Annotated in this window: 23 protein-coding genes; 9 read left to right on the top strand and 14 right to left on the bottom strand. The window is 55.7% G+C overall.

Annotation, left to right across the window (positions count from 1 at the left end; genetic code table 11):
- Positions 1-5 precede the first annotated feature (5 nt).
- From ACN0WW_RS01290 to ACN0WW_RS01280, 3 genes are all read right to left on the bottom strand, one after another.
- The gene (locus ACN0WW_RS01290) at positions 6-773 is read right to left on the bottom strand and encodes an arylmalonate decarboxylase (protein WP_417608571.1); all 768 of its coding nucleotides are present in this window, start codon (positions 771-773) and stop codon (positions 6-8) included.
- Positions 773-1,978, bottom strand: coding sequence for an FAD-dependent oxidoreductase (locus tag ACN0WW_RS01285; protein ID WP_417608569.1), 1,206 nt, complete (start codon positions 1,976-1,978; stop codon positions 773-775). Before ACN0WW_RS01285 ends, ACN0WW_RS01290 begins: the two co-directional genes overlap by 1 nt.
- 181 nt (positions 1,979-2,159) lie before the next feature.
- Positions 2,160-2,963 carry a helix-turn-helix domain-containing protein gene (locus ACN0WW_RS01280; RefSeq protein WP_417608567.1) on the bottom strand — a complete coding sequence of 268 codons (804 nt, stop codon included), beginning with the start codon at positions 2,961-2,963 and terminating at the stop codon, positions 2,160-2,162.
- A 138-nt stretch (positions 2,964-3,101) separates the two neighbouring features.
- Here ACN0WW_RS01280 and ACN0WW_RS01275 point away from each other — a divergent pair, with 138 nt between their 5' ends.
- The 5 genes from ACN0WW_RS01275 to ACN0WW_RS01255 all read left to right on the top strand — a co-directional run bounded on the left by ACN0WW_RS01275 (position 3,102) and on the right by ACN0WW_RS01255 (position 7,397).
- The gene (locus ACN0WW_RS01275) at positions 3,102-4,517 is read left to right on the top strand and encodes an MmgE/PrpD family protein (protein WP_417608565.1); all 1,416 of its coding nucleotides are present in this window, start codon (positions 3,102-3,104) and stop codon (positions 4,515-4,517) included.
- Positions 4,514-4,924: a nuclear transport factor 2 family protein gene (locus ACN0WW_RS01270; protein ID WP_417608563.1), complete on the top strand. Its 411-nt coding sequence runs from the start codon at positions 4,514-4,516 to the stop codon at positions 4,922-4,924. The genes ACN0WW_RS01275 and ACN0WW_RS01270 overlap by 4 nt, the downstream gene beginning before the upstream one ends.
- A gap of 28 nt (positions 4,925-4,952) precedes the next feature.
- Entirely contained in the window at positions 4,953-5,471 is a 519-nt protein-coding gene (locus tag ACN0WW_RS01265; RefSeq protein ID WP_417608561.1) for a DUF3598 domain-containing protein, read from the top strand.
- A gap of 126 nt (positions 5,472-5,597) precedes the next feature.
- The gene (locus tag ACN0WW_RS01260; RefSeq protein WP_417608559.1) at positions 5,598-6,560 is read left to right on the top strand and encodes a phytanoyl-CoA dioxygenase family protein; all 963 of its coding nucleotides are present in this window, start codon (positions 5,598-5,600) and stop codon (positions 6,558-6,560) included.
- 6 nt (positions 6,561-6,566) lie between these two features.
- On the top strand, positions 6,567-7,397 hold the full coding sequence (locus ACN0WW_RS01255) for an isocitrate lyase/PEP mutase family protein (RefSeq protein WP_417608557.1): 831 nt from the start codon (positions 6,567-6,569) through the stop codon (positions 7,395-7,397).
- A gap of 90 nt (positions 7,398-7,487) precedes the next feature.
- Here the strand turns inward: ACN0WW_RS01255 and ACN0WW_RS01250 are convergent, their stop codons facing one another.
- Genes ACN0WW_RS01250 through ACN0WW_RS01230 form a run of 5 tightly spaced genes read right to left on the bottom strand, consistent with a single transcriptional unit; the run spans position 7,488 to position 12,611 of the window.
- Positions 7,488-8,471, bottom strand: coding sequence for an ornithine cyclodeaminase family protein (locus ACN0WW_RS01250; RefSeq protein WP_417608969.1), 984 nt, complete (start codon positions 8,469-8,471; stop codon positions 7,488-7,490).
- Positions 8,471-8,971, bottom strand: a complete 501-nt coding sequence (locus ACN0WW_RS01245) for a cupin domain-containing protein (RefSeq protein ID WP_417608555.1) — start codon at positions 8,969-8,971, stop codon at positions 8,471-8,473. The genes ACN0WW_RS01250 and ACN0WW_RS01245 overlap by 1 nt, the downstream gene beginning before the upstream one ends.
- A 2-nt stretch (positions 8,972-8,973) precedes the next feature.
- On the bottom strand, positions 8,974-9,783 hold the full coding sequence (locus tag ACN0WW_RS01240; protein ID WP_417608553.1) for an alpha/beta fold hydrolase: 810 nt from the start codon (positions 9,781-9,783) through the stop codon (positions 8,974-8,976).
- Complete coding sequence (locus ACN0WW_RS01235; protein WP_417608551.1) at positions 9,780-11,255, bottom strand: aldehyde dehydrogenase family protein; 1,476 nt, start codon at positions 11,253-11,255, stop codon at positions 9,780-9,782. Before ACN0WW_RS01235 ends, ACN0WW_RS01240 begins: the two co-directional genes overlap by 4 nt.
- A 3-nt stretch (positions 11,256-11,258) precedes the next feature.
- On the bottom strand, positions 11,259-12,611 hold the full coding sequence (locus ACN0WW_RS01230; RefSeq protein ID WP_417608549.1) for an MFS transporter: 1,353 nt from the start codon (positions 12,609-12,611) through the stop codon (positions 11,259-11,261).
- A 287-nt stretch (positions 12,612-12,898) separates the two neighbouring features.
- Here ACN0WW_RS01230 and ACN0WW_RS01225 point away from each other — a divergent pair, with 287 nt between their 5' ends.
- Complete coding sequence (locus ACN0WW_RS01225; RefSeq protein WP_417608547.1) at positions 12,899-14,788, top strand: AMP-binding protein; 1,890 nt, start codon at positions 12,899-12,901, stop codon at positions 14,786-14,788.
- 115 nt (positions 14,789-14,903) lie between these two features.
- On the opposite strand, the gene ACN0WW_RS01220 is transcribed toward ACN0WW_RS01225, so the two are convergent.
- Both ACN0WW_RS01220 and ACN0WW_RS01215 read right to left on the bottom strand, forming a co-directional pair.
- A complete protein-coding gene (locus tag ACN0WW_RS01220) occupies positions 14,904-16,508 on the bottom strand; it encodes a GMC family oxidoreductase (RefSeq protein ID WP_417608545.1) in 1,605 nt (534 codons plus the stop codon).
- Between the two features lie 281 nt (positions 16,509-16,789).
- Entirely contained in the window at positions 16,790-18,022 is a 1,233-nt protein-coding gene (locus tag ACN0WW_RS01215; protein WP_417608543.1) for a serine hydrolase domain-containing protein, read from the bottom strand.
- 382 nt (positions 18,023-18,404) lie between these two features.
- Between ACN0WW_RS01215 and ACN0WW_RS01210 the strand changes: the two genes are divergently transcribed.
- Genes ACN0WW_RS01210 through ACN0WW_RS01200 form a run of 3 tightly spaced genes read left to right on the top strand, consistent with a single transcriptional unit; the run spans position 18,405 to position 21,874 of the window.
- Complete coding sequence (locus tag ACN0WW_RS01210; RefSeq protein ID WP_417608541.1) at positions 18,405-19,664, top strand: hypothetical protein; 1,260 nt, start codon at positions 18,405-18,407, stop codon at positions 19,662-19,664.
- A 25-nt stretch (positions 19,665-19,689) separates the two neighbouring features.
- Entirely contained in the window at positions 19,690-20,688 is a 999-nt protein-coding gene (locus tag ACN0WW_RS01205) for an alpha/beta hydrolase family protein (protein WP_417608539.1), read from the top strand.
- Positions 20,681-21,874: a serine hydrolase domain-containing protein gene (locus ACN0WW_RS01200; RefSeq protein ID WP_417608537.1), complete on the top strand. Its 1,194-nt coding sequence runs from the start codon at positions 20,681-20,683 to the stop codon at positions 21,872-21,874. The genes ACN0WW_RS01205 and ACN0WW_RS01200 overlap by 8 nt, the downstream gene beginning before the upstream one ends.
- A 221-nt stretch (positions 21,875-22,095) precedes the next feature.
- On the opposite strand, the gene ACN0WW_RS01195 is transcribed toward ACN0WW_RS01200, so the two are convergent.
- Genes ACN0WW_RS01195 through ACN0WW_RS01180 form a run of 4 tightly spaced genes read right to left on the bottom strand, consistent with a single transcriptional unit; the run spans position 22,096 to position 26,098 of the window.
- Entirely contained in the window at positions 22,096-23,031 is a 936-nt protein-coding gene (locus tag ACN0WW_RS01195; RefSeq protein ID WP_417608535.1) for a hypothetical protein, read from the bottom strand.
- Positions 23,032-23,047: 16 nt separating this feature from the next.
- A complete protein-coding gene (locus ACN0WW_RS01190) occupies positions 23,048-23,920 on the bottom strand; it encodes a DUF1838 family protein (protein WP_417608533.1) in 873 nt (290 codons plus the stop codon).
- Positions 23,910-24,857, bottom strand: a complete 948-nt coding sequence (locus ACN0WW_RS01185; RefSeq protein ID WP_417608531.1) for an alpha/beta fold hydrolase — start codon at positions 24,855-24,857, stop codon at positions 23,910-23,912. Before ACN0WW_RS01185 ends, ACN0WW_RS01190 begins: the two co-directional genes overlap by 11 nt.
- Positions 24,854-26,098 (bottom strand): serine hydrolase domain-containing protein, encoded by a 1,245-nt coding sequence (locus ACN0WW_RS01180; protein ID WP_417608529.1) that lies wholly within the window; start codon positions 26,096-26,098, stop codon positions 24,854-24,856. The genes ACN0WW_RS01185 and ACN0WW_RS01180 overlap by 4 nt, the downstream gene beginning before the upstream one ends.
- Between the last annotated feature and the right edge of the window lie 180 nt (positions 26,099-26,278).

The following is a 26,278-nucleotide window of genomic DNA, read 5'->3' as shown; positions in this document are numbered from 1 at the left end:
TCTTTCTAAAATTCTTCCATCAAACGCCCGAAACCGGGGATCTGGTCGGTGATGCCGTTCTGGCGAAGCGCATTCCAATAGGTTGCTGTGTTAATCGCAATGACCGGTTTGCCAAGATATAATTCCGCTGCAGCTGCCAGCCGGACCATCGACAGATTCGTGCCTACCTGCACCAGAGCATCCACATTATCGCCATCCAGCTTCTGCAGCTCTTTTCTCAGCGTTGCCGTCGGAACTTGGGCTATCGACGTCCAGCTCGGGCAGCGCAAACAGGTGTCAGCAACCGTCTCGATGCCATGATCGGACATAAACTGGGCCACCTGCTGGTTGGCTGATGGATAATAAGGCGAAAGCACAGCGATCTTCTTGATGCCGCCATAGGCATTGAACGCCTCGATCAGCGATTGGGAACCTGTACACAGGCTAAGGCCGGATGCCTGCTCAATATTCTCGCGCCATTTCCGGGCCCCTTCCGCGCCGCCATAAAAGGTGACGGCCGACATGCCCATCACGAGATAGTCCGGGTTGCAGGTCAATACGCCCCGCACTGCATCCAGCGTGTTGCGCGAGATCTCCATTGTACCGGCCATAAAGGTTTCGTCGGAAATAGCCTGCGCATCCTCGACCACGATCCGGCTATAATGATTGGTTACACCCCTCGGGCGCAAATCATCAAAATCGGGCTGCACAATCGTATTGGTGGACGGGCCGAGAACACCGAATAGCTTGCGCGAGCCCAGGCTGTCGGGATTGGGGCGCGGCCTGAGCGACATCAAACCAGCTCCTTTTCCTGCTCCAGACTTTCAATCATCGACTGGCGCAGCAGAAATGAGCGCCGCGCAACCGGGTCATCATGGATCCGTTGCATCTCAGCCTTGCGCTGCTCGTGCTCCATCCCTTTTCCTCTGGAGAGATATTCCATGTTCTTGATGGTCTGGGCCTGGATAAAATCATGCGTTGTCTTGCGACGCTGCCGTTCAAAGACATCCAGCAACTTGGTAGCATCCTTGCCTTTGTTGAAAATCCCGACAAATTTCTCACAGAGATTAAAGGCGTCGTGGATACCGCTGTTCATCCCGAAACCGCCAATTGGATTGTTGAGATGGGCCGCATCGCCGATTATCGCCACTCGATCGTGCATGAAGCGCTTTGCTACCCGTTGGTGCACGCGGTATATGGTTCGGTGGCCGGTATCAACGGATACCCCATCCCCCAGCAATCCACCAAATACCTGATTCTTCTTTTCGTCCGCGAGAAGCTCATCGTCGCTCTGCTCTTCTTTTGCTGGAACCAGAACACGCCAAAGGGAAGGGACTTTCAAAAGCACCATCCATTCATCGGGATCGGAAACATAGTTGACGTGGCACAGGTTGGGCAGCCTCTCTTCCAGCGGCTCCTTTGTTGTGTAGCAGAGAAATTTTTCCGGATAAGTAAAGCCATCGAAATCCGCATCGAGCCATTTGCGGATGATGCTGTTGGAGCCATCCGTGCCTATCAGATATTGCGCCCGAACCTTCACGATCGCATTCGGTGTTTCCGCATATACGTCGACGCCGTCCTGATCCTGATCAAATCCGACAACACGATGGCCAAAGCGGACGTCAGCACCAGGCTGATCTACCAGATTATCAGCAAGCATCCGGGACAGGTGATATTGTTCGCATTGAATCCTGAACGGGAATGGAGTGGAGTCAGCGATCTCGCTCAAATCAAAATCAAGAATTTCGCCGGTATTGCGTTCCCGGAAATGGTAGATCGGGGCTTTGAGGCCCCTCGCAATCAATTGTTTGGTGATACCAAATCGGTCCAGCATTTCCAGTGTTGGCGGATGAAAGGTCGATGCTCTCAAATCCTGAGTACAATCGCCTCCGGACTCGAGCAAAATCACATCGATCCCTTCGGAAGCCAAAAAATAGGCCGCAACGGTGCCCACTGGGCCAGCACCCGCAATAGCTATTTGCGTTCGAAGTTCCTGCATCCAATTGTTCCAGCCATTTGTTGTTTGTTGTTTTTGGCATAGAGTCTGAAAGCGATACGCTGGATGCACTTGTTCGGAAGTCTTCGCTCTGCGGTAATGTCGAGCAGAAGGGATGTCCGAAAAACGGATGGTGGACGCCCTTTGTCAGGCGAACATAGAGCCGCCGTTTCCGGCTATGGCCCTAGGAAATCTTCTTGAGTTGATCCTGAATGGCCAGCGCGGTTTTATGCAGCGGTTCCAAAAACTGGGCCACGGCAGCTTCGGCTTTCAGCGCAGAGAAAAAATAGATGACGCCCAGCGAACCAACCAGCTCGTCGTCCTTTCCAAAAATCGGCACTGCCATCGAAGAGGTTTTACCCGGCTCCGCATTATACAGGTTGCGTAGCTGGAGCGCATAATGATCACCGCGAATGCGATCGAGAACGCTGTTGTCACGGACTATCAACAACCCTTGCTTGGACGTTTCATTGTCTGTGGCACGCCATCCGGCGATGATCGCTTCCCGTTCGGCGTCGTTGCAAAAGGCCAGATAGACCTTGCCGGTAGCACAGTCCGCGATCGGCAAGGTAAATCCTGGATAATAGTTTGAAAAGGTCAGGGATGTGAGTTTGTGGGTTGAGTCCCGCACCATCATGCGGGTGCCCACCCGCGTCGCCACCGAGATCGGCCATTTCAGATCGTTGCACAACGCTTCAATATGCGGCCGCGCGGCGACCACCAGTTGGTCTTCAGACTGGAACCCCACAGAAAGCGTCTTGACCAAAGCCGTGGGACGGTACCGCTTGCGTGACAATTCCCGCTCAATCAGACCTTCGTGCAGCAGGGTCTGTACAATGCGCGATGCGGTAGGGTACGGAATACTGGCACTTTTCGAGATTTCCATCATTGTTGCCGATCCACTGCGATTGATCGCCGACAATACCGAGATCGCTCTGCTTATCGCCCGAATGGGAACCCCGCGCTCCATAGTCCAACCCTCATTCATTATCCGCCAGACGGATAAGCTGACATATTTTCCGATGAGGGGCAATATCCGGGCTGCTGCAAATCAGATAATATCCGCCTGACGGATAAATATGCCATCCATGATAGGTGACGCCAGTTATCCGTCTCTAATTACCTGATGGCTTCAAACATATCTTCCATCTCCGGCGCAACCAGCCGGAGCAGCTGCCCGACCAGCGAGAGACTCGTCGATTGTATCTCCGCTGCGCACGCGGCAGAATTTGATGAAGAGACGTTGGCTGCTGCGAAGACCTTCCTGGCCGATACACTGGCTGTAGGGGTCGCAGGAACCGTGAACCCGGCGAGCGACAAGATACTGCGAACGGCTGCCAGTTGGGGTGGATCTGGCCAATGCAGAATATTGGGACGTCCCGACGTCCATTTGTCAGCCTTGTCGGCAGCCGTGATCAACGGTTCCCAAATTCATTGCCTGGAATGGGATGCCTTGCACGAACCTTCTGTCGTGATTGCACTATGCACGACAACGGCAGCGCTGATATCGGAAGCGGAATGCTCGGATGTCAGTCTCCATCATATATTGGAGGCATTGATTATCGGCGTGGAAACGGCAGTATTCTTTGGAGCTGCAGCGACCACCGAACCGCGGTTTTTCCGTCCCTCTGCTGCCGGATTGATGGGAGCCGCCATGGCTCTGGGAAGGATCCGGGCATATTCACGCCCGCAGATGCTCGACCTTCTGGGTCTGGCCTATAGTCAGGTGGCTGGCACAATGCAGGCGCACTGGGAAGGCTCCGAAGCGCTGCCCCTGCAAATCGGACTGGCCGCGCGTTCTGCGCTGACGGCAGCTGATCTGGTCGCAAACGGCGTGACCGGGCCTCATGATGTGATTGACGGGAAATTTGGTTATTTCAAGCTGATTGAGCAAGCCAATGATCTGGACGCGCAATTTGACCGATGGGCCAAGCCTTGGAAAATTACCGAGGTAGCACACAAGCCATTTCCCGCGGGCCGGGCGACACAGGCGACTTTGACGGCGATCATGGATATCGGCAAAGAGACCCGGCTTGATATGGACGAAATAGCAAGCATTACAGTTTCGCTGCCTTCGCTGATCATGCTGCTGGTCGGGCGGCCATATATGCATGATATGAGCCCGGCCTATGCAAGGCTATGTCTGGAATTTATTGCTCCGATGATGATCCGGGAAGGCCGCATTGATCCGCGTTTGTTTACGAGAGAGATATTGAATTCAGACCGCGCCGCGGCCGACGCCAAAAAAATTGCGATTGTGCTGGATGATAATCCCGATCCCAACGCTCTCGCACCGCAGCACATCGAGATACTGTTCGCTGACGGGCGGACAGAAGAACGAAATATCGGCTTTCCTTTCGGGTCCCCCAAATTCCCGATGTCGCGCGAGGATCAGCTGAACAAAATAGGGTTCTGCTTCGAGGTTGCAGGCTTCGCGGCAAAACCCGCTGCGCTATTTGCCAGCATTTTCGATAATGTGGAGAACACTCAAATGCGCGATGTGATCGACATCGTTGCTGGACCAAGAAAGGCCCCCATATGACGTGGACAAGAGAACAGCTGCTGGACTTTTGCGTGGACAGATTCTTCAAGAAGCTGAACGCTCATGATCTGGATGGAGTGATGCAAAATATCGCGGATGACTGCGAGATGCGCATTCCCAGCAGCAATTTCACCTATACCGGCAAGGCAGCGTTACACGCGCATCTTGAAGATTTCATCCAGAGCTTCCCAGTCATCCACTTCCGGGATTTTATCGCCGCAGCCGATCCCGAGGCCAACCGGGTTGCCGTCCGTTTCAACATCTCGCTGACCGATGATGAAGGCGAGGAAACGCATATGTCCAACTGCAACTTCTTCGAGGTCGGTGAGGACGGCCGCCTTGAAGACATACTGATTTTTGCCTCTGCACCGCTCAGCAAAGGTTTTCAGGTCGGCAACAACCATTGATTTAGCGCGAAACCGAAGGAATATTTTTATGGCTACCAAGCAAGAGATACAGGAAAAAATGCCACTTCTGGCGGCCGGCGAAGGCGTCTGGGAGGGGATCTACCGATATTATGATGCAGTCACTGGTGAAATGATCGATGCCCACAAATCTCGGCTCCTGTGCAGACTCCCGGAAGACGGCAAGCCGTCTGACTATCATCAGACAAATTATTATTACTGGGATGACGGAAAACAGGAAACCCGGGATTTTCCTGCCAATTATCACGATGGGCGCATTTGGTGGGACAATGACCTGATCAAGGGTTGGGCCGCAGCGATGCAACCAGACGACAATCATCTGTCGACCTGCCTGAACTGGGTCCGAAAGGGAGAGCCGGGCATCTATTTATACGAGATGATCCAGGTCGACGCGGCGCACAAAAACCGCTCCCGGACATGGCAATGGTTTCGCGATGGCAAATGCTACATGCGAACACTGATCGACGAGCATTTTATCACCGCCGACTGGCAGAATTGGGACGATTTCGACGCCCCCAAAGACGTTTAGCCTGATTCAGATTGATCATATTTTGGCGCAGAAAAATATCCAACCGACGGATAGAAAAGCCGAATCTCGACCTGTCCCACCTGTTTTGCGCTATTGTTCGATAAATTGAGTAAAGGATTTTAGACTATGGCACTGAATAAACATCCCCTGCGTGATGTGACGCAGCAAGATATCGATGATTATGCACGCGATGGTGCCGTATGTCTGCGCAATGTGCTCGACAAAGACTGGATCAGCCTTCTGGAACCGATTGCCCGAAAGGTGATTATCGAGAAGGAAGATGTCGGTCTGCTGCCGACAATCCCCGGACGCTATATGGCGCGCTGTATCCCTGAATATCGCAAATTCATATTTGAATCGCCAATCGCCGAGGTTGCCGGCAAAGTCATGGAGTCGAAGGAAATCCGGTTCTTCTTCGATGAGTTTTTCGCCAAGCCCGCTCAATCGGATGCAAAAACGCTGTGGCATTGTGACAGAATGGGCTGGCCAGTCACCGGGACGATGGTTCCGTCAATCTGGATTCCGTTGACCCCGATCGTCAAGGAAAACTGCCTGGAGGTCCTCGCGGAAACACAACATGACGACGTACCCTATTGGCTTTTCTCGCCCAACGCCCGCAAGATGATCAAGCCTGATGACCGCGCGCCACATCCCGAAGTTGAAAGTCGTCGCGGTGAACCAGGCCTGCGATTCCTGACCTGGGATATGGATCCGGGCGATATGCTGATCGTTCACCCGTGGGTGTTGCACTATTCAGGCGGCAATCCCACCGATGACTGGCGTATCGCTATTTCGGAACGGGTGTTCGGGGATGATATCCGTTGGGCGCCTCGTCCGGATTGCGTCAATCTCGCTGGCGTCAGTTTTGACGAGATGCTGGAGGGTGAAAAACCCGAAGGCAGTCACTTTCCATTGCTCTGGTCAGAGGATGGGCGCGCCGATGATGATTCCGACTTCCCCAAAGGCTTTGCGACCCGCTGGCCGAAGCAGGAAATGGCCGGCGTCAATGAATATAAAGCGTTCAAGACCTTGAAGAGCAAGGAAGACGCGGGCGAGCTGAGCCGCAAAGACACGGCTCCGACCAACTAGGCCGATATGAACCTTCCTGCTCAGTTCCGCCGCCGCCTAGGCAAAAAAGAGATTGTCACCGTACCAGGCATTTATGATGCTTTCAGCGCATTGCGCGCTGAAGCGGCCGGCTTCGAAGCGGTATTCGTGTCAGGTTCTGCGCTTGCAGCCACTCATCTGGCGCGCCCGGATATCGGTTTGCTGACCGCGAGCGAAACGGCGGATATCGTCGCTCGGATTGGCGAGCGAATTTCCGTCCCGATGCTGGTCGATGCAGATCACGGTTTCGGCAATCCTTTTGCCGTCGCCCGCACCGTAAAGGCGCTGGAGAGAGCCGGTGCCTCGGCGATCCAGATCGAAGACCAGCTTGAAGTCAAACCAGCCAGCAATCCGCTTTCCCGTCCCCTGATCACTGCCGCGCAAATGTCCGACAAGATCAAAGCCGCGCGGGACAGCCTGACCAATGATGACATATTGATCAGCGCACGCAGCGACGCGATGAGCAGCGAAGGCTTTGAGGCGGCGCTGGAACGCGCCCATATCTATGCCGACGCCGGCGCCGACATGATCTTTGTCGAGTCGATCAGCCAGCGCTCACAGATGGAAGAGCTGGCGCGACAGATGGCCGGCCGATTGCCGCTATTACACAATTTTCTGCATCCGACCGCCGAAGTAACGGACGCCGAAACCGCTCAGGACATGGGCTATAGTGTTGCCCTATTCCCCGTGATAGCCCTTTCCGCAGTCGGAAGGGCGCTGGATGATGCGCTGTCCACCCTTAAGGCGTCTCCTGACATCGCGGGGATGACGCCCGCACCAGACCGGATCGGCGCACAAGATTTTCTCGGCCGCGGCTGACAGCGACACTGCATGTTGCAATTATTGGCGCGGTGCAGGTTAAAGCCAATTTCACCCTGCTTAGAAATTCAGGAATAGAGTAATCGAGAGTCAGCCCAGCAAGTCGATCGACATCCCTCGATCTTCTGCTTCGGCCATATGCCAGACAGCATGTGCAGCCGCGAGATCCTGGGAAGCGAGGCCGAGAGATTTATAGATCGTAATTTGGTCATCATTGGCCCGCCCGGCAGCCGATCCGGCAATCACATTGCCGATCTCGCCAACGATATGGCGCTCGGTCACTACACCGCGCTCAATTGCCCCTAGCAACTCACCAGCCGCCGCCATAGCGGCCTCCTCATAATCGACATAAAAGCGACCCTTGGCAACGGCCTCATCGTCAATCTCCGCGGCAGTCGGGATCGCAGCGCCAACCAGATTAACATGCTGGCCGGCTTTAAGATCTTTACCGAACAGAACCGGGGACTTGGCAGCAGTGGTCGTGCAGATAATGTCTGCATCGGAAACCGCTTTGGCAGAGGATCCGCAGCTTTGTGCCGGGATGCCTGTCGCGGCCTCGACGGCCTCGGCAAAGGAGGCAGACCGACCGGCATCGCGGCCCCAGACTGTGACATTGTCAATCGGCCGCACCGCCATCATTGCATGAACATGGCGCATTGCCTGTTCACCATTGCCGATGATCGCCAGCCGCGTTGCATTTTTGCGCGCCAGAATATCGGTTGCCAGAGCGCTCGCCGCCGAGGTGCGGATTGCGGTCAAAGATGATCCTTCGATCATTGCCAGAGGTTCGCCCTTTGCGCTGTCAAACAACATGACCATGCCAACATGCGTGCCCAGCGGATCGCCATGCGGCCTGTCATATTTGCATACGAGCTTGATGCCAAAGCAGGCCGGATCACCAAGCGAACCGGGCATGATCGCCAGCTTGCCCGGCGCATCCGGTATCGGCATGAATTGACGGATCGGCAGAGTGACATCCCGGCGTGAAGTCACAAGCATCGCCTGCCGCATGATATCAACGCAAACTGCCACAGGCAGCAATCGCTCGACTTCCGATCGTGTGATGATCCGCATCAATCGACAGCTCTCGGCGGCAGGAAACGCATCTTGTCCATAACTTCCTGGACATTGTCGGGACGGTCGAACGGCTCGGGCATCGGATCTCCCGGATTGCGGGGACGTCCGATCGCTTTGAACCAGTCTTCGAGTCCAGGCGGGAAGAAAACCCAGAACATCTTCATATCCGTGTCGCCGGTATTCTTGATCCAGTGGGTGCAGTTACGCGCAAATAATACTGTGGTGCCCGGCACAATCTGGCTGATCTCTCCGTCGATATCGACCTCACCGGTCCCTTCATAAACAAACACCAGTTCGTGGTTTTGTTTATGTCCATGTTCCCGGACCATGCAGCCCGGTGGCATTACCTGTACGCCACTGGACCATGTGTCATAGGGCATATTCTCGGGAGTGAGGTTGAGATCCACATAGCCGCGTGACGGCATCGGCTGCCACAGGGACTGCCCCTCGTCCGGCCCGACGATAACCGACTTTCCTTTCGTGATATCGTCGCCCATGCTCATCCTTTCAAAAAGCTCAACACTGCCTGATTATACTCTGCCGTCGACACGATCGGACAGAAATGCCCACCGCGTTCCAGCAAATGTGTGCGTGCGCCCGGGATCAACCTGCCTAGCTCTTCGGTAAATCCCGGCGGTGTGATCTGGTCGTCCTTCGCTCCAATGCAGAGGGTTGTATGAGCAATATTATGGACCTGGCTGCGCAAATCGTGGCTTGCGACCGCAGCCAAACGGGAAAGCTCGACGTCCAAGCCCGGGAACGCCGCCATTCGCTCTTCCATAAACGCGCGGGAGCTTTTCATCTGCGGCTGCAAATGGGTCGACGGCATCGCCAGATAAGTGCCGGTGGTAAAATAGGCGACGGGGCCGCAATTGATAAGAATTTCGCGGCGCGTCCGGAAGAGCTGGATAAAATATTCATCTGGTCCGGCCCAGCTGCAACTGAGCACTAGTTTTTTGACGCGCTCCGGCGATTGCAGGGCAATATGCTGACAAATTGCGCCGCCGGTAGAATGGCCGATCATATGCGCCGCCTTGATGTTCATCGCATCCATCAAAGCAAGCAGGTCTTCGGCCATATGCTCTGCGCCGTACACCAGCTTCTGCGGCGAACTATTCCCGCAGCCGCGGTGATCATGGGTAATAACCCGAAAATGCCGCGCCAATGCCTGGACCTGATTGGCCCAGAATATGCCGCGCCCGCCAAGCCCCGCAACCAGGAAAAGGTCTGGGCCTTCGCCGGTTAGCTCGACATGAATTTCCGCGTCGCCAACTTCAATGCGGCGTATCTCTGTAGGTAGGTCTGTCATATTGCCGTAAACACCGATTTGGTTTGCAGATAATTTTCCAGTCCTTCGCGACCATTTTCGCGGCCAATGCCTGACTGTTTGTACCCGCCAAGCGGCACATCCCAATCTGCGCCCATTGCCGTGTTAAGACCGATTATGCCTGATTTGATCTTCTTCGCCATCTGGTGCGCCTGCCCCAGATTCTCGGTCCAAATCGCGGCGGCAAGGCCATATTCGCTGTCGTTCGCAAGCGCGACGGCCTCGTCCGCTTCCTTGAATGTCTGCACAACCAGCACAGGCCCAAAAATCTCCTCTCGAACAACCTTCATCCGGTTGCTGGTCTTCTTGATGATCGTTGGCTGGAGAAAGAAACCTTCATCGCCGTGACGCTCACCGCCGATGACTTCGCCGCCCTCGTCCCGACCGGCACTGATATAGCCAGTGACCCGGTCCAGTTGTTTCTGCGAGACAAGCGGGCCGAGGTCACTGTCCTCTTCAAGCCCTGGACCGATTTTCATCGAGCCACCGATTGCGGCAATACCGTCAATCACCTCGTCGGCGATGCTTTCGTGCGCATATAGCCGCGATGGCGCCGTACAGGTCTGGCCGCTGTTGAAGAAAATCCCCATCGCGGACGCCGGAATGGCGGCTTCAAGATTCGTATCCGCCATCATGATGTTGGGCGATTTGCCGCCCAGTTCCAGACTGACCTTCTTGAGGCCAGCAGCCGCGATTTGCGCGATGGCCTTGCCGGTCGCGGTCGAACCGGTGAAAGCGATCTTGTTGACGTCCCGATGGCTTGCCAGCGCCGCGCCGACCGTGTGGCCACGCCCGGTCACGATATTGACGACACCTTCGGGTAGCCCCGCTTCCAGCATGATTTCGCCCAGCCGTATCGCACTTAAGGAAGTATCCTCAGCAGGCTTGAGCACGCAAGTACAGCCTGCCGCCAAAGCTGGGCCCAGTTTCATCACCGCCATCACAATCGGATAATTCCACGGCACGATCAGCGCCACCACGCCAACAGGCTCTTTCAACGTATAGACGTGGTAATCGCCCGGCATGTTCACATTGTGGGTGGTCCCGTGGATCTTGTCGACCCAGCCCGCGAAATAGCGAATAGCCCCTGCAGAAGCGAAAATTTCACCGCGCGAAAATTTGATCGGCTTGCCATTGTCCAGCGTTTCGAGCTGCGCCAGCTCTTCTGCATGGTCTTCCATCAAAGAAGCGATCTTGAACATGATCCCGGCCCGCTCGGCCGGTTTCATGCTGGTCCAGGGACCATCATCGAACGCACGGCGAGCGGCGGCAACGGCACGGTCCACATCGTCGGCAGAAGCTTCGCCGATGGTGGAGATGATCTTGCCATCGGCCGGGTTCACCACCGCGATTGGGTCACCGCCATTTGCCTGCTGCCAGTCCTTGCCGATCAGCAGTCCCTGCTGGCGATCGAGGAAGCCCTCTGTTTGCCGGGATAGATTAACCAATGCCATCGCCTATTGCTCCGCTTCAATTCTGAGTATCATTTTTCGATAGGGTTTCATCGCGAGCGCCACCAGGATCAGGCCTATCGCCATGGTCATTGGCGGTGCGATCGCGAGGGATCGGTCAATATCTGACGGCGACCCGAACATATTGTCGGTCAGCCAGGCCACCAGCAACGGTCCGGCCGAATAGCCGAACAGGTTTGCCACCAGCAGATATACCGCGATGATCTGAGCCCGCATCCGGTTGGGTGTGATCAAAGGGAACGAAGCAACCCCGGCGCCGAAAGGTACGGTGCCAAAAAACAGGGCCAGCGTCAGCATAGCGAGGGCCACAAAGGGAGACGATACCAACGGGAAAGCCACTGCAAAGGGAAATGCACATGCCACTGCCAGCATGGGCAGCCGTAGGGTGGCATCCTTCATGCCGCCTGCGAGCAGGCGCTCGACCAGAAACCCGCCAGCAACTACGCCGGCGAGACCGCCAAACATGGTGGCAGGTCCGAAATATTGCCCCACCTCCATTTGTGACCAGCCATGGATCCGGATGAAGTAGCTGGGCGCCCAAGCCCCGATCCCGAACTGGGAAGCCGCAAAGCAGGAGAAGCCGAAGAACAGCGGGAGGAAAACGGTCGCATTGCGCTTTATGAAAGCAAATATTTCGAGCGCCGGCGGCGCTTCTTCGCCTTCGGCAAGCACCATGACGCCCGTACGCGCAGGCTCACGGATCAGCAGCAAGCAGAGGAAGACCGGAATACTGAGCCCTGCGACGGCAAAAAACGTCAGCTGCCAAGGCTGGAAAGTTCCGAACGAGGTCACGGCCGGCCCCGCCGCTGCCAATGCCGAATAAAGATACCCCCCAATCATCAACGCAAGTCCGGACCCGATAAAACCGGTCCCGGTAAAAACGCTGATCGCAGCGGGCAATTTTTCCTTGGTGAAATAGTCGCTTAACATCGAGAAACCGGCCGGTGCCAAGGTCGCCTCACCAATACCAACCAGCATGCGGGCAAAAAACAGCACCGCAAACCCCATCGCCAAACCGCTGCCGAACGTCGCGGCAGACCAGCAAATCACGCCCCCCAGAATAACCCATTTGCGATTGTAGCGGTCCGCAACCCACGCCAGTGGTATCGCCAGAAAGGCATAAAGAAGCGCAAAGGAAAAACCTTGCAGCAAGCTGATCTGTACATCGCTCAGGCCGAGATCAGCTTTGATCGGGTCCACCAGCAAATTTATCACCTGCCGGTCCACATAACTGACGATCGATGCGAATGACAAAGCGGCGACGACCAGCCAGCGCCTGAGTAACGAAGCCGGGGCCGGCGGAGGTGCACTTGCTTCAAGTTTTGCTGCGGTCATCATATGATCCCTATGCCCTTAAAAGCTGACGCCGCAGCCTGACCAAATATTTTATCCGTCAGTCGGATAAATATCGCCATATTCTCGCTCGAAGTGCATCCCACAACTTCAGCCGCCGGCAATGTTTGAGATATTGGACCCATCGCTGGTTTCATTGACATCCGGCTATATTAACTTGCTAATGTCAGATCTTCGCACTCATTCCATTGACGAAGCGGTTTGTATCCGACCATTGGATAAGTTCCTATTTATTGCAGTTTGTGCGCGAGGAAAAAGACCATGGTAGCTTCATGAAAGCCAACATCAATAACTATGACACGCTTCGTAACCGAGCAAATGCTGATCCATCAGCATTCTGGGGCGAATTGGCAGGTTCATTATCCTGGTCGCGGCAGTGGGACCAAGTTCTGACCCAGGACAGCAATGGTGTCGCGCACTGGTTCAGCGGCGGTATGATCAACGTGTGCTACAATTGTGTCGACCGGCATGTCGAAAGTGGGCACGGCGATCAGGCAGCGATCATATACGAAAGTCCGGTCACCAACACTTCGCGACAATTGACGTACGCGCAACTTCAACAAGCGACAGCACAGCTAGGGGGCGCTTTGCGTTCACACGGCGTGAAGCACGGCGACCGCGTATTGATTTATATGCCCAATTCACCGGAGGCGGTGATTGCGATGCTGGCTTGCGCGCGAATCGGTGCAGTCCATTCGGTGGTTTTCGGCGGCTTTGCGGCGAAAGAGCTGGCCGCACGGATCGATGACGCAGCCCCTTCGGTCGTGATCGCTGCATCCTGCGGAATCGAAAACAAGAAAATCATAGCGTATCAGCCGATACTCGAGGATGCATATGAAGCAGCTTCCAGCCGGCCTGCCACCACCATCTATTGGCAGCGAGAGCAGGCTGCCGCAGATCTGAGCTTGGCTGGCGCGTTTGACTGGGCTGACGAACTGGCCTCCGCCGAGCCGATCGACTGCGTGCCGGTGGCCGCAACCGATCCGCTTTACATCCTTTACACGTCCGGCACGACCGGCAAACCCAAAGGTATCGTTCGCGATTCCGGCGGTTATTTGGTTGCTCTCGCCTGGACGATGAGTGGCCTCTACGATTGTCCGCCGGGCACTACCTACTGGGCCGCGAGCGATGTCGGCTGGGTGGTCGGCCACAGCTATATCGTTTATGGTCCGTTGCTCAATCGCAATGCTACAGTGATCTATGAAGGTAAGCCCGTGGGTACGCCCGATGCCGGAATATTCTGGCAGATCATCGCTCACCATAAAGTGCGCAGCTTTTTCACTGCCCCCACCGCCATCCGTGCAATCAGACAGTCAGATCCCGAGGGTCGGCTCGCCAGGAAACACGATCTGTCACATCTGAACGCTGTATATCTGGCCGGCGAGCGGACCGACCCGAGCACACTTGCATGGACCGAAAACCTGCTTGGTAAACCGGTGATCGATCACTGGTGGCAAACCGAAACGGGCTGGGCGATATGCGGCAATCCGGTGGGGATCGAGCAACTGCCTACCAAGCCCGGCTCAACGGGAGTACCTATGCCTGGCTGGCAAATCGAGTGTCTGGACGCTGCGGGCCAACCGGTTGATGCGAATGAAACCGGCGCGATCGTCGCCAAATTACCGCTCCCGCCCGGCGCGGCATCAACCGTTTGGAACGCGCCTGATCGATATGTGGAAACCTATCTTGATCGGTATCCCGGCTATTATCTGTCCGGCGATGCGGGATATATCGATGACGAGGGGTTCGTTTTCATCATGACGCGGATTGATGACGTCATCAATGTTGCCGGCCATCGGCTCTCCTCAACAGCCATAGAAGAGGTTCTGGCTGCCCATCCAGATATCGCGGAATGTGCGGTTGTAGGGATACACGATGATCTGAAAGGACAAATACCGGTTGGTTTTGTAGTTCTGAAATTCGGCAGCAACATTGCGCAAGCTGAACTGGAGCAGCAGCTGGTCCAGCATGTGCGCAGCGCCATCGGTCCGGTGGCAGCATTTAAACGCGCCTATATTGTCAGCAAGCTTCCCAAGACGCGGTCGGGCAAAACCCTGCGCCGAACAATCCGTCAGATCATGGACGGTGAAGAGCCAAGCGTTCCCGCCACAATTGAAGACCGCACCGTGCTGGACGAATTATTCGAACTGGCCAGACCTTAAGCCTCGGATCACGAACGTTCGCGCCATTGCTGAACCGGGCAGGTCCTGGCATGGTGAATGCGCACGCAGAAGAATTGCAGGAGTTCGCTCTGCGACGGGTCACTCCCCGCTGTGACTACTCTGAGATATGATCCTGCAAGATCATATCCGCGCCTTTCTCGGCAATCATCATCGTGGCCGCATTGGTATGGGCGCTGATCAGCAGCGGCATGATCGAAGCGTCAATCACCCGCAGGCTGCCGACGCCCCTCACTTTGAGTCTCTCGTCCACCACAGCCATATTATCCTGGCCCATTTTGCAGGTTCCAACCAGATGGTTCCCCCCGAACACGGCGCTGCGGACATATTCTTCCATCTCGGCATCAGACTGGACCGCTTCGCCCGGCAGGTTTTCTTTCACAACATGCTGGCCGAATGCCTCTGTCGCATAGACCTTTCGAACCATCTGGCAGCATTCCAGAATCAGGCGCATATCTTCTGCATTGTCGAGCATCTCGTGCCGGATGACCGGCGGAGCCGAAGGATCACGCGAGCGCAATGATACCTCCCCTCTGCTTTTCGGCCGACAGAGACTGACGATCAGGTTAACCCCCGGCGAAGGGCTGGGTTTCGGGCCGCTGTCGGTCCATTTGAAATCATGGGGCGCAAACAGAATTTCGAGATCGGGACGGCCCTTCAGGTCGCCAGAATTATAGAATGCCGCCGCTTGCGAATAAGGACTGGTCGCCGGACCCGTCCCGAAAAGCAACCAGCGCGTCAAATGCGCAGCCATTTTGAAAGGATTGCGAGCATCAATATTGTAGGTCGGTACGTTAACCTCAGCGCTTAGCCCGACGTTGGGATGCTCCTGCAGGTTCTGACCAACCCCCTCAAGGCCATGAACGACATCGATGCCAACGTCTTTCAGCGCCTTTTCCGGGCCGATGCCCGACGCCATCAGCAATTTGGGTGAGCCAATAGCCCCGGCGCTCAGGATTACTTCGCGCCTGGCATAGGCGGTCTTGCTTCCTCCACCGCGGGTGTACCGTACGCCCTTGCATACACCTTCCTCCATCACCAACTCGGTGCATTGGGCATGGGTAAGAATCGTCAGGTTGCCTCTGTTCCGGGCCGGAGTAAGATAAGCATCGGCGGCACTCTGGCGGCGACCATTTCTTTGGGTCACCTGAACGAGTGAGACGCCAGAGCTGTGAATGCCGTTATAATCCTCAACCTTTTCGATGCCGCATTCCTCAACCGCATCGACAAAAGTCTCGGCGAGTGGATGCACTTCCCGCAGTCTGGCAATCGACAGCAGGCCGTCCTTGCCGCGCGTTTCGGCCGACCCGATCGCTGAATTTTCAATTTTACGGAAATAGGGTTCGACGTCGGCATAAGCCCATCCTTCATTCCCCAATTCTGCCCACCCATCGTAATCCTGCGGCTGACCGCGGGTGTAAAACAGGCCGTTGATTGCGCTGCTCCCACCCAGGCCTCGTCCGCTCGGCCACTTGTCGGGAAGCCCCCCACGGCTCTGATCCGGCTCGACCGGATATGCCCAGCTATATTTCGGCATTGCAATCGCCGTCGCCATGGCAGCCGGTATAGACAGGAATGGCGACCGGTTGCGCCCACCGGCTTCGATCAACAGAACCTCATACTTGCCGCTGTCCGACAGCCGGTTTGCGAGCACGGATCCTCCTGAGCCGCCACCGATGATGATGAAGTCATATTCTGTCACGTCAGCTCTCTTGGCACGAAATGGGTCACTTTCACATTTTGCAAAAATCTTGCCGGATGGGAGGAGTTATAATCGGGCATAACTCAAAGTCTCAACCCTGCCTTCATCGCTTGTGTCCGCTTTTTGACAAGGATTTGAAGGAAATATGTCCGCCAAGCGACTAGCCCACTACTGATCCTTATGACATGCCTGATGTGCAGCGCTGGTCGGGCTATTTTGAGTTTAACCCATCAAGTCTGATCGGCCGCTGTCAAGAGTCCGACGCCGCATGAACGTGTGAATCAGGGCATTCCGGAAAGCAATGTGTTAGGAATGAAGCTGTTATCCCATTCGGCAGGCTTTGACGGGGCAGAACCCGTTCTCAGGATCACCAGCTTTTTCGACGGGATCATATAGGCAACCTGGTTGCCGTTGCCGTCGAACAGGAACACGTCATCGGCAAGATAGGGTGCGCTGTGCAGAACTTTCGGCAGCGGCGATCGCGGTCCAGCGAAGCCGCGACGCTTCGCATAGGTCTGCCCCAACCAGACACCCAGACCATAGTGGGGATTATCAATCGACGGCTTGCGCATTTCGGCAACAAACGCTTCCGGCAATATTTGCTGATCGCCTGCCCTGCCGTTTTCCAGCAACAATATAGCCAGCTTCAACCAGCTTTGTGCCGGCAGGTTGATACAGCAGCCGGAATGGGGCACGCCGTCGACCCGGTTGAGCCAGATCGTGCCGCCGGCCGCCCCGATCGGCCGCAGCACTTTTTCGCTCAGAAAGTCTTCATATTTCTCTCCGGTCGCGCGCGCGATAATGATGGCGACCAGATCTCCGGTGGCATTGCTATAGGCAAATGTGCTGCCGGGCTCGGTGGTCAATGGATATTCATCCACGATATACCGCTCATGATAAGGGTCGAGATAGGCTCGCGCCCAATGGTTGTAAGGTCCCGGCGCGAACCCTTGTTCCAATAGGCCGGACTGCATGGACAAGGCATCCCGAATGGTCATGGCCGCTTTAGGGGTGCCTTTCCATTCGGTAATGAAGTCGGCAACGGGCTGGTCCAGATCGCGGATCTTGCCAAGAGCGATCGCACGCCCGATGGCGATGGCCGAAAGCGGTTTTGCCAGAGACTTTGAGATGAGCGGGGTGTCGACCGTATTGTCTTTGAAATAGCGCTCGGCAACAAGTTTGCCATCGTGCCAGATGAGAAGCGCCGTACTGTTGGTCGCAGCGGCGTAATCCATGACTTTTTTGATTGCGGATGGCGCGATCGGGGCGCTTACGTTTTCTGACACCATCATCGCCGGTGTGCTGGCCCCGGGAACAGGTTTCAGAATATCGTAGGAGAAGGCACCACCCGCCTTCTCCACGGATTCGAAGCGCTCTAGATAGGCGGATTCTGCCGAGGCAGGCCGATCCTGCCAGCTTGTCCCGGCAGCGGTATCCGGCATATGCTGACATCCCCCCAGTGCGAGTAGTGTCGCCGCGAAAGGCGCGATGCCGAGAAATCTACGTAATTCCATCTCTAGTTCTCCGAACCGTTTTTCGGGATATCATGACGTCGTTTTGCCCCAAAATTGCTCGGTTTTTCGAGGAATCTATCCTGCGTCAACGAGCACTGCTTTAACCGCGAGAGCCGGCCTTGCTGGTCCCATGGTTTCAAAATTCCGCGGGACAGGTCAAGATGTTCTAATCCCACTGGATCAAATGGCTGTGGGACATTGGATAGCATATTTGCCGCCTCGGTTTCTTTGATGGAGGACGATCCCACCATAAACACGCCATAGGGCAGAGTTGCGTGGCTATTTTGACTGTCCGCCAGGCGGACAATTTATACTAGACGGTTGGTATCAGCCCATTATTGATGCGTTTTAAAGCTGTTGTCGATAATCCGGGGATAATATCTTGCCATCCAGCCAATCAAAATTTTCAAGCTGGCTCGAGCGCAGCAACTGGCTCGGCTATCTCTGGGCAGTCAGCTTCTTCGTGCTGTCCGTCACAACAACCATATTACCCCGAACGGACAAGGCAGACCCTTTTCGTGAGACAATGCGGGGATATCACTATTCGATCGGCGCCATTGTTGGTATATTGAGCCTGCTGGTGTTTCTCAAATGGTGGCAACGGCGCAAGATACCGGTCGATCCGGCACTTTCGCCCCTCGCCAACCGCTGGTCAATCAGCCTTGCGCTGGTCAGCGTTGCAGCCTTGGTTGTCGAACCATTTCTCGGCGCTTTAAGTGGCTGGGCCGATGGTCACGCCATTCATTTCGGACCGTTGCCGCCGCTTCCCGCACTCGTAGCCGAAAATCGCGCCCTGTGGTTGTTTACGGGCTATTTTCATTCCGGCATTGGTTTTTCATCCATGCTGCTGCAACTGGTCACGTTGCTCACGGCGCTCTATTTCCTGTTTCGTTATGGCAAAGGTCTGTTCAGCGGATTTTTACCGGGCTTTGGCCTCTATACGCTGCTGGGCCTGGCGTCTTCGGTATATGCATCTTCGACGTTCAGCGATCCAAAGCCAGGGCCAGTTGCGGTCGCTATTTTTCTTGCAATATGCTTGGCGGCCTGGGGATTGGCCAAGCTGTTCAAGAGGTGGCCGGGTGCAGCGGAACGGGATCAGGCAGGTAGCCGAAAAGTCGCGATTTTGGCTCCGGTGTTTGTCCTGCTCATCATGGCTTTGGGACTCTATGGTCCATATGCCCTGTTCCGGGTCAGCCCCATCCAGATGGGAGAGCGGGTTGAAGCCCCCGAAGGTGTCACCTCTCATGGCGATCCTTTGATTACCGTCAACGTGACACCGGAAACACCCCTCGAGCGCGATGTACGAGCAGAAAATTTCAAGTGGTGCGGTTTCTGTCATACGATGAACAAGGGCGGCAAGCATCTGGCGGGACCAAATCTTTACGGCATATTCGGCAGACCAATCGGGCAGGTCCCCAATTTCACTTATACCAAGAATTTCGCGGCGCATGGCAAGGCGGGTGAGGTCTGGAATGACGAGATGATGGACAGGCTGATTGCCGACCCGGACAAGTTTGCCCCGGGCACGACTATGGTCGTTTCATCCGGAAACGTCACTGATCCGGAACGGCGAAAAGCACTGATCAATATCCTGAAAAAAGAAACCATGGGCGACGCGGTCAAGGTCGTTCCCGCACAATGACCGCTGAAGTCGATGGCGACAGCACATGTCCCAGCAGCGAAAAACCTGCCAGCTTTCGCACATTGCCATGATCGTCGTTAAAACGATAACGGATCTCATACGGCGCGCGGCAATGGTCTCGATCCTTGCCGTAATCGCTGCCCCGGCGGCGATCGCCGCTGTCCCCTGTGAACATGACGCAATCGCCGATGCACGGGTCGATACAGTCACGGTCCAGGCTGCGGAAGGTCGGACTGTCCCCCTGGAAATCCTCCATCCCGCCGCGCAGGGCAAATATCCGTTGGTTGTTTTCTCGCACGGCGCTTTCGCCAGCCCGGACCGTTATCATGCGTTGCTCAAACCGGTTGCGGCAGCGGGCTATATCATATTGGCGCCAAGGCATCTCGACTCCGAAGACTGGGAGTGGACGGAGAAACCATCGCAGGCGGCCGTATGGGCCAGCCGCGGAGAAGACATGGCCCTGATGCTGGCGCAAAACGCGGCGATAATCAGCAAACTGGCAGAGGCCGGCATCGAGATCGACTATGACCATATCGCGGCCATGGGCCACAGCTATGGCGCGCTGATCGCGCAAATAATCGGTGGTGCGAGACCGCTGACTCCGTCCGCACTGTCCGGCCAGCAATCCGTACAGGCAGTGGTCGCCTTCTCACCTCCCGGAATCACCCCGGGGCTAATCGACGAAAAGGGTTGGTCAGAAATGACGGTGCCTAACCTGACGATCACCGGAACAGCCGATATTTTGCCTGGCTTCATCAACGATTGGAAAATCCACAAGCATAGCTTCGACCATGCTCCCGCCGGCAAACGATGGTTGTGGGTCGGCGACGGCATTGATCACTATTTTGGCGGGATGTTTGGGCGCGAAAAACCAGCATCGGAGGATTCCCGGACGCTATTTGGTCGCGCGTTGGCGACCACCATTGCCTTTCTAGATCAGGCTTTGGGAAAAACGCCACCTTGCCTGCTGAAGCCGCCAGTGCCCGGTGAATTGCTGACCCGCGATGGAACCGCCCATGAGTAGGTGGAACTGGATCGTTTCATTGGGCCTGTGTTGCCTTAGCGCGTGCGTGCAGCCACCTGAACTGAACGAGCGGCCAATCGCCGAAAGGGATATTGCGGCCAAGGCAGCAACAATGGTCGGGGCCTCGGTTCTTGACGTTGATCGTTACACACCGTCAGCCGTTTTGGCAGGATGTCCCCGAAAAAATGGCTTTCCTGTCGAAGAGATCGGAGACCCGGAACTCACATCGGCCATTAAGCAGGCACAGGCCTATTCGGATTCACAACATGGCCTCGCCCTGATGATCATCCGCGATGGCTCGATCATTTATGAAAATCGCGCCGAGAATGTTTCGACAAAAACGCGGACCGAAAGCTTCTCGATGATGAAAACCGTGACCGCCCTGATGACCGGTATCGCCATCGACAAGGGCATCATCAAATCCGTTGATGATCCAGTCGGTGACTATTTGCTGCCATGGCGGGACGACCCTCGCGGACAGATCACATTCAGGCAGCTGCTCACGATGAGCAGTGGGCTTAAACACTATCCGTTTGGCGCGCCCGGCGGCGAACTCGAAAAGCTATTATACTCAAATGATATCAATGCCGTTGCCGCGCGCAATCCGCTGGCAGACACGCCGGGGACGGCTTTTCTCTACAACAACGTCAATAGCCAATTGATCGGCGCTGCCATTGACGACAGCTTGCGGCGTCGGGGTGCGCCTGGTTTCGCTGCGTTCATGCTGGAAAAGCTCTGGTGTCCTCTCGGCAATGATCAGGCTACTCTCTGGCTTGATCGAAATAACGGGTCTCCCCATTATTACGCGGGGCTTCAGGCAAATACGCGCGACTGGGCCAGGCTGGGCGAGCTAATCCGAAACCAAGGCAAGGTTGGAACCCGGCAAATCGTCCCGGAAAAATGGATCAGCGAAATGCTGAAGCCGAGTGATCAAAACCCGGCTTACGGGCTGCATATCTGGCGTGGTGCGGAATGGCAGAAGATACGCAAATATGTTCCCTCCAGCGCTTTTGGCGTGCCGCACAGCAAAGCCTATCTCGCACCAGATGTATATTTCCTCGACGGCTTTGGTGGGCAAAGAGTCTACATCATTCCCTCGCGGAAGCTGACCATCGTACGCGTCGGAGAGGTCAGCATGACTTATGACGACTCGATTATCGTCAATCTGATTCTTGCCGCGATGTAAGAAAATTGGGTGACTGAGCAGCGAAATCATTTTCGCCGAGATAACCGACAATGCGGGCCTGCTCTGGTGACCTACCTGCTGGACTGTGGCGGAGTGCAAACCGCCTATGCAGCGCTGGCAACATATGGGTCCTACCAACCAGCACTTATGCTGTTTGCTGTCACCATACCTATAGCATCACTCAGCTTGTTGGCTCTGGGACGCTATCCATGCTTTGGCGATTAGTACGCAAATCCTGCGGGTCGATCGAATTCCGACCAGCGGGGCTTGAGCAGTTCGGGATAGTCCTTCTCCAATTTCGTCAGGAATTTATCGGGGAAATCCTGCGGTGACGGAATCTTGCGGGCATCCCAATAGCCCAGCAAATGGCCGGGCCTGTCGCCCATCTCGAGCCATTTGGAATATGGGAAGACGTATAATCCGGTCGAGGTCGCCGGCAGGCTGGTGTTACTCTTGTCGAGAAACATCTCATAAGGCACCTGCTGGATTGAGCTTTCGATGTGGTTGACTGGCCAGTCTGGCGGAGCTGTCCGTGTCGAATCAAGCTTGAGCAGGTCATTTTCGATGCGAAATTGACGATAGGGCTCTACATAGGTTCCGTCACCCGTCACATTGCGAAAGCCTTTTGGCGACTGAATTGTGCCGGGATCGTTCAGGATCAGACTGGTCGGTGTAGCAATGCGCTTTTCGGTGAGCGGATTGACCATCGACTCCATATAATCGTTGGTCTCGAGGCTCAGCGGAACCGAGATATTATGGGCGTGAATGCGATAGGTGTGATCCGCAACCTTGCGGAAATAGCTATATTCCATCCCTTCATATCGCAACAGGGGGATCGGCGGCCGGTCTCCGGGAACGAGATACAGCAGCCAGTAGAACCAGGTCAAAGCGGTCCCCTGATCTTCGACCAGATCTCGCTCAATCCGGAAATGTGCTTCGAACTCTTCCACCGGATCGTCGAACTCCAGGAAGCGCGTATGGATCTTGCTCCCGCCGGACGAATGTGTCGCCGCTGAGGCGGAAGAAGCGCGGCCCAGCGATCCGCCCGCCATGCCAGCACCGACAAGAGCTGACATCCCTCCCATCAACGATCGTCTGCCGATCTCCGGCTGGCCAACATGGCCTGAAGACTGCTTCCGGTTTTTTGAACCCGCCATAAATTGCCTTTCGTATTCAGGAAAAATAGGATTCCGGAGATTCCAGCGCACGCGGATCATGCTCCTGAAGAAGCTTGATCAATTGCGGCGGAAGCTGGTCAACGCGTTCGACCTTGGCACCAACGCCATTTGACATCGTATGGCCCTGAACGCCTTCCAGCTTCATCCAGGGCCGCAACCCGGATGCGGCGGAATAGCTGAAGCTCGATGGCACGTCCGGATTGTCCGTCTCGAGCAACTGCCGGGCGTCAGCCTGCCAGACAATCCATTCGCGGTAGAAGACCGAAGGCGGTTTCGAGCGGTCGATATAAACCCGTCCATATTCGTCGGCTCTCAGATATATCTTGTCGCCCAGCTGCGATGGATCATGCACGCCGCGCACCAGGTGCACCCAGGCTGCGGGGGCAAAGGCGCCCGAAGACGCGCCCGTGTTTTTCGGATCATGTTTTTCCCATTCATCGAGCGACTTCTTGAAGCGGACATCCTGGGGCCCCGAGCGATAAATTGGCACCTCCACCGTCTCGGTTCCGCCGGGCATGATCGTTGTTTCCAGCAATTCACCGGTTTCCAAATCGCAATAATAGGTGATTTCAACGGTGTTCCCGATGAACGCATCACCTTCCTTCCGAAATTTCGTCAGGACCATGGCGTATAGTTTGCAGAAAGGATTGATGTCGCTGCCAGCGACAAGTTCGCGCTGGGCCTCGAGCCAGGCAATCGAAAGGGCACCATCGGTGCGAGCCCGCATCCGAATCATGGTCTCCAGCGGATCAAGTGTCCTCACACTTGGCTGCGCCGCTGACGCGGCGGCAAGGAGGCTATTCGGCATGATGGCCGTGCTGCCGGAAATCGCGGCGACCGAGCGGATGAATTGGCGTCTAGCGATCATCGGGCTTTCTCCAGTTTGCCTCTACAAAGGCAGCGATCGCCGCATTGAACAGAACAGGCCGCTCCGCGAACAACGAGTGTCCGGCACCTTCAAATGTTCGAATATCAGCATGCGGCAGCGCCTGCTTGAATGCAGCGACGTCAGCGGCGCTAAGACCAAGATCTTTCGAGCCATGAAACATTTGCAATGGTGTTGCTGCAAGGCGTTTTACCAACGCTGCATTGTCGTTCGGATGCGCCCGGAGATGGGGCTGGGCATAAGGCGGAACGAGAATCCCCAAAGCCTTGGTGTTCGCGATCCATTGTTTGGAGGGACCTTCTGCGGTCCTCTCAAACAACATCGGCGCGAGAATGTCAGTGGCTTCCTGCTGAGCGACGAGTTCGGGTATCTCGCGCATGGTGCGATAACGCTTGAGCTGGGCCATCACGGCTTCGTCTGGCGGTTCGCTGCGAACGGCCGGGGGCACGAGCCCGCCGAACGCGCTGATCAGCACGAGTCCTGAAATAGAGTCCGGCCCATTAAGCGACAAATAGTCCGCGGCCACCAACGTGCCATAGGACCATGCGACGATTATCGGTCGCTTGAGGCCGGTCGCGGCAATCACGCGCTGCACATCTCCGGCCCAGACCTCCCGGTTGGCATAAGCGTCTGCGGTCGAGGGCTTGCCCGACATGCCGTGCCCACGCAGGTCAAAGGCCACCATGTGAAATTTTTCAGCAAGTTCGGAATCGAGCTGCTCAGAGAAGCTTGCCGCCCCCATGCCGATACCGTGAAGGAAAAGGATCTCCGGCCCGGTTTCAGGCCCAACCTCAGTGACGGCAAGCGGCACGCCGCCATGACCATCAACATAAAAGGTCTCGGCTTTCGCTGGAGGTAGTGCGAAGACCACCGCCACAAGGAACAGAAAGGAACGAACAGAGCGGATGGTCTGTCTCATTGATTGACCTTCGCCTGGATGCCTCTAATGGCCGTGTTCACCAGATACGCGCCGTCCCAGTCGGGTACGCCAGGACCATGGCGAAAAATCACCAGGTCCTGTGAAGGAACGGCATAAACAACACGAAATCCTCCCCCTTCCATGATCCGGACATCGTCTGCGAGATAGGGTTCGGACTGCGGAATCACGCCCGGTGTTCCCTCGAAATACGTGCGTTTGGCGACAAATGGCGAACCGAGCCACAGCCCCAAGCCGAAATTGGGATTATTCGCAGATGGTGTGGCCATGGTCGCGAGCCAGCTTTTTGGGATGACCTGGCGATCAAGCCACTTTCCCTCATTCGCAACCAACAGGCCCAAACGGGTCCAGTCCCTTGCGGTTGCGCGCATGCAACACATGGTGCGGGCCTTGCCGCCGGGGCGATCAAACTGAAAAGTGGCATTCATTCCGCCCATCGGCTGCCAGATGCGCTTTGAGACAATCTCCTGGATTGGAGTTCCCGTGGCTCGCTCGATCACCAGGGCGAGCAGTTGCATATTCTCTTGGGCCACTTCGAATTTCGTGCCCGGTTCAACAACGTAGTCATATGCCAGAACAGCGCGGACGATATCACCACAATAAACCAGGCACAGATCCTTGTTGTCCTTGATTTGGTCAATGGCAGGTTGATCGGCTACCTCCAGACCCGATACATTCTGGGCCAGCTGCCGCACCGTAATCTTACCACGCAGATCTGTTTTCCATTCCGTGATATACTTCCCGATAGGGTCGTCGAGCGAAAGCTTGCCATCTTCAACCGCAAATCCCAGCGCCATTGGCGTCACGCTGCGCGTGATCGCTCGACCATTCAGAATATCGTCGGGCTTGGTGCCGTTCCAGTAGCGCTCGAGTTGCACCCGCCCCTTGTGGACCACGATCAGGGCGTTGCTCTTCCGTTCTTCGGACCATTTTTCCATCGCCTTCAGCGTGCTGGCCGGGATGGTGGTCACACCGGCCTGTGCTGCCGGCAGGAAAGCCTTGGGTTCGCCTTCGATCACTGCATCAGGCCAGTAAAACCAGTCAGGCGGTTCGAACGGATTTTCCGGCTGGGAGGTCAGGCGCCAGAAAAAAACCGGATCACTATAGCGCCAGTCGTTTATTGCTTTGTCCGGATTTTCAACATTAGGCGGAAGATCTTGCGCCGCCACTGGCAAGCCGAGCAAAGCCGTCAGGGCAAAAAGGATTAGAAGTCTCAATCGCACGGATTATCTCCAGTGTAAGTTGAGCAAACGTAACAGGCTTTATCAGCTGAAAACAATTGGAAGCTCAATTATTGATCGACTGTCGAACAAACGGACGATCATTTGACAACCCCAACTGCACCGTGAAACACGGCTTCACCGGGTTTTGCGCTTGCCAACACCAAAAACAATACGGGCAAT

It is taken from the genome of Parasphingorhabdus sp., from assembly GCF_048269865.1.
GTDB lineage: Bacteria > Pseudomonadota > Alphaproteobacteria > Sphingomonadales > Sphingomonadaceae > Parasphingorhabdus.
Note: the sequence above shows the minus strand (reverse complement) of the source record. Positions and strands in the feature narration are given on the sequence as shown.

Coding starts and splice junctions, on each gene's coding strand:
- ACN0WW_RS01200 (WP_417608537.1), top strand. CDS start 20,681: ATGAGTAGGTGGAACTGGATCGTTTCATTGGGCCTGTGTTGCCTTAGC.
- ACN0WW_RS01250 (WP_417608969.1), bottom strand. CDS start 8,471: ATGCGGATCATCACACGATCGGAAGTCGAGCGATTGCTGCCTGTGGCA.
- ACN0WW_RS01185 (WP_417608531.1), bottom strand. CDS start 24,857: ATGAGACAGACCATCCGCTCTGTTCGTTCCTTTCTGTTCCTTGTGGCG.
- ACN0WW_RS01255 (WP_417608557.1), top strand. CDS start 6,567: ATGAACCTTCCTGCTCAGTTCCGCCGCCGCCTAGGCAAAAAAGAGATT.
- ACN0WW_RS01215 (WP_417608543.1), bottom strand. CDS start 18,022: ATGGAATTACGTAGATTTCTCGGCATCGCGCCTTTCGCGGCGACACTA.
- ACN0WW_RS01265 (WP_417608561.1), top strand. CDS start 4,953: ATGGCTACCAAGCAAGAGATACAGGAAAAAATGCCACTTCTGGCGGCC.
- ACN0WW_RS01230 (WP_417608549.1), bottom strand. CDS start 12,611: ATGATGACCGCAGCAAAACTTGAAGCAAGTGCACCTCCGCCGGCCCCG.
- ACN0WW_RS01190 (WP_417608533.1), bottom strand. CDS start 23,920: ATGATCGCTAGACGCCAATTCATCCGCTCGGTCGCCGCGATTTCCGGC.
- ACN0WW_RS01235 (WP_417608551.1), bottom strand. CDS start 11,255: ATGGCATTGGTTAATCTATCCCGGCAAACAGAGGGCTTCCTCGATCGC.
- ACN0WW_RS01205 (WP_417608539.1), top strand. CDS start 19,690: ATGTCCCAGCAGCGAAAAACCTGCCAGCTTTCGCACATTGCCATGATC.
- ACN0WW_RS01280 (WP_417608567.1), bottom strand. CDS start 2,963: ATGAATGAGGGTTGGACTATGGAGCGCGGGGTTCCCATTCGGGCGATA.
- ACN0WW_RS01195 (WP_417608535.1), bottom strand. CDS start 23,031: ATGGCGGGTTCAAAAAACCGGAAGCAGTCTTCAGGCCATGTTGGCCAG.
- ACN0WW_RS01290 (WP_417608571.1), bottom strand. CDS start 773: ATGTCGCTCAGGCCGCGCCCCAATCCCGACAGCCTGGGCTCGCGCAAG.
- ACN0WW_RS01275 (WP_417608565.1), top strand. CDS start 3,102: ATGGCTTCAAACATATCTTCCATCTCCGGCGCAACCAGCCGGAGCAGC.
- ACN0WW_RS01270 (WP_417608563.1), top strand. CDS start 4,514: ATGACGTGGACAAGAGAACAGCTGCTGGACTTTTGCGTGGACAGATTC.
- ACN0WW_RS01225 (WP_417608547.1), top strand. CDS start 12,899: ATGAAAGCCAACATCAATAACTATGACACGCTTCGTAACCGAGCAAAT.
- ACN0WW_RS01260 (WP_417608559.1), top strand. CDS start 5,598: ATGGCACTGAATAAACATCCCCTGCGTGATGTGACGCAGCAAGATATC.
- ACN0WW_RS01245 (WP_417608555.1), bottom strand. CDS start 8,971: ATGGGCGACGATATCACGAAAGGAAAGTCGGTTATCGTCGGGCCGGAC.
- ACN0WW_RS01240 (WP_417608553.1), bottom strand. CDS start 9,783: ATGACAGACCTACCTACAGAGATACGCCGCATTGAAGTTGGCGACGCG.
- ACN0WW_RS01285 (WP_417608569.1), bottom strand. CDS start 1,978: ATGCAGGAACTTCGAACGCAAATAGCTATTGCGGGTGCTGGCCCAGTG.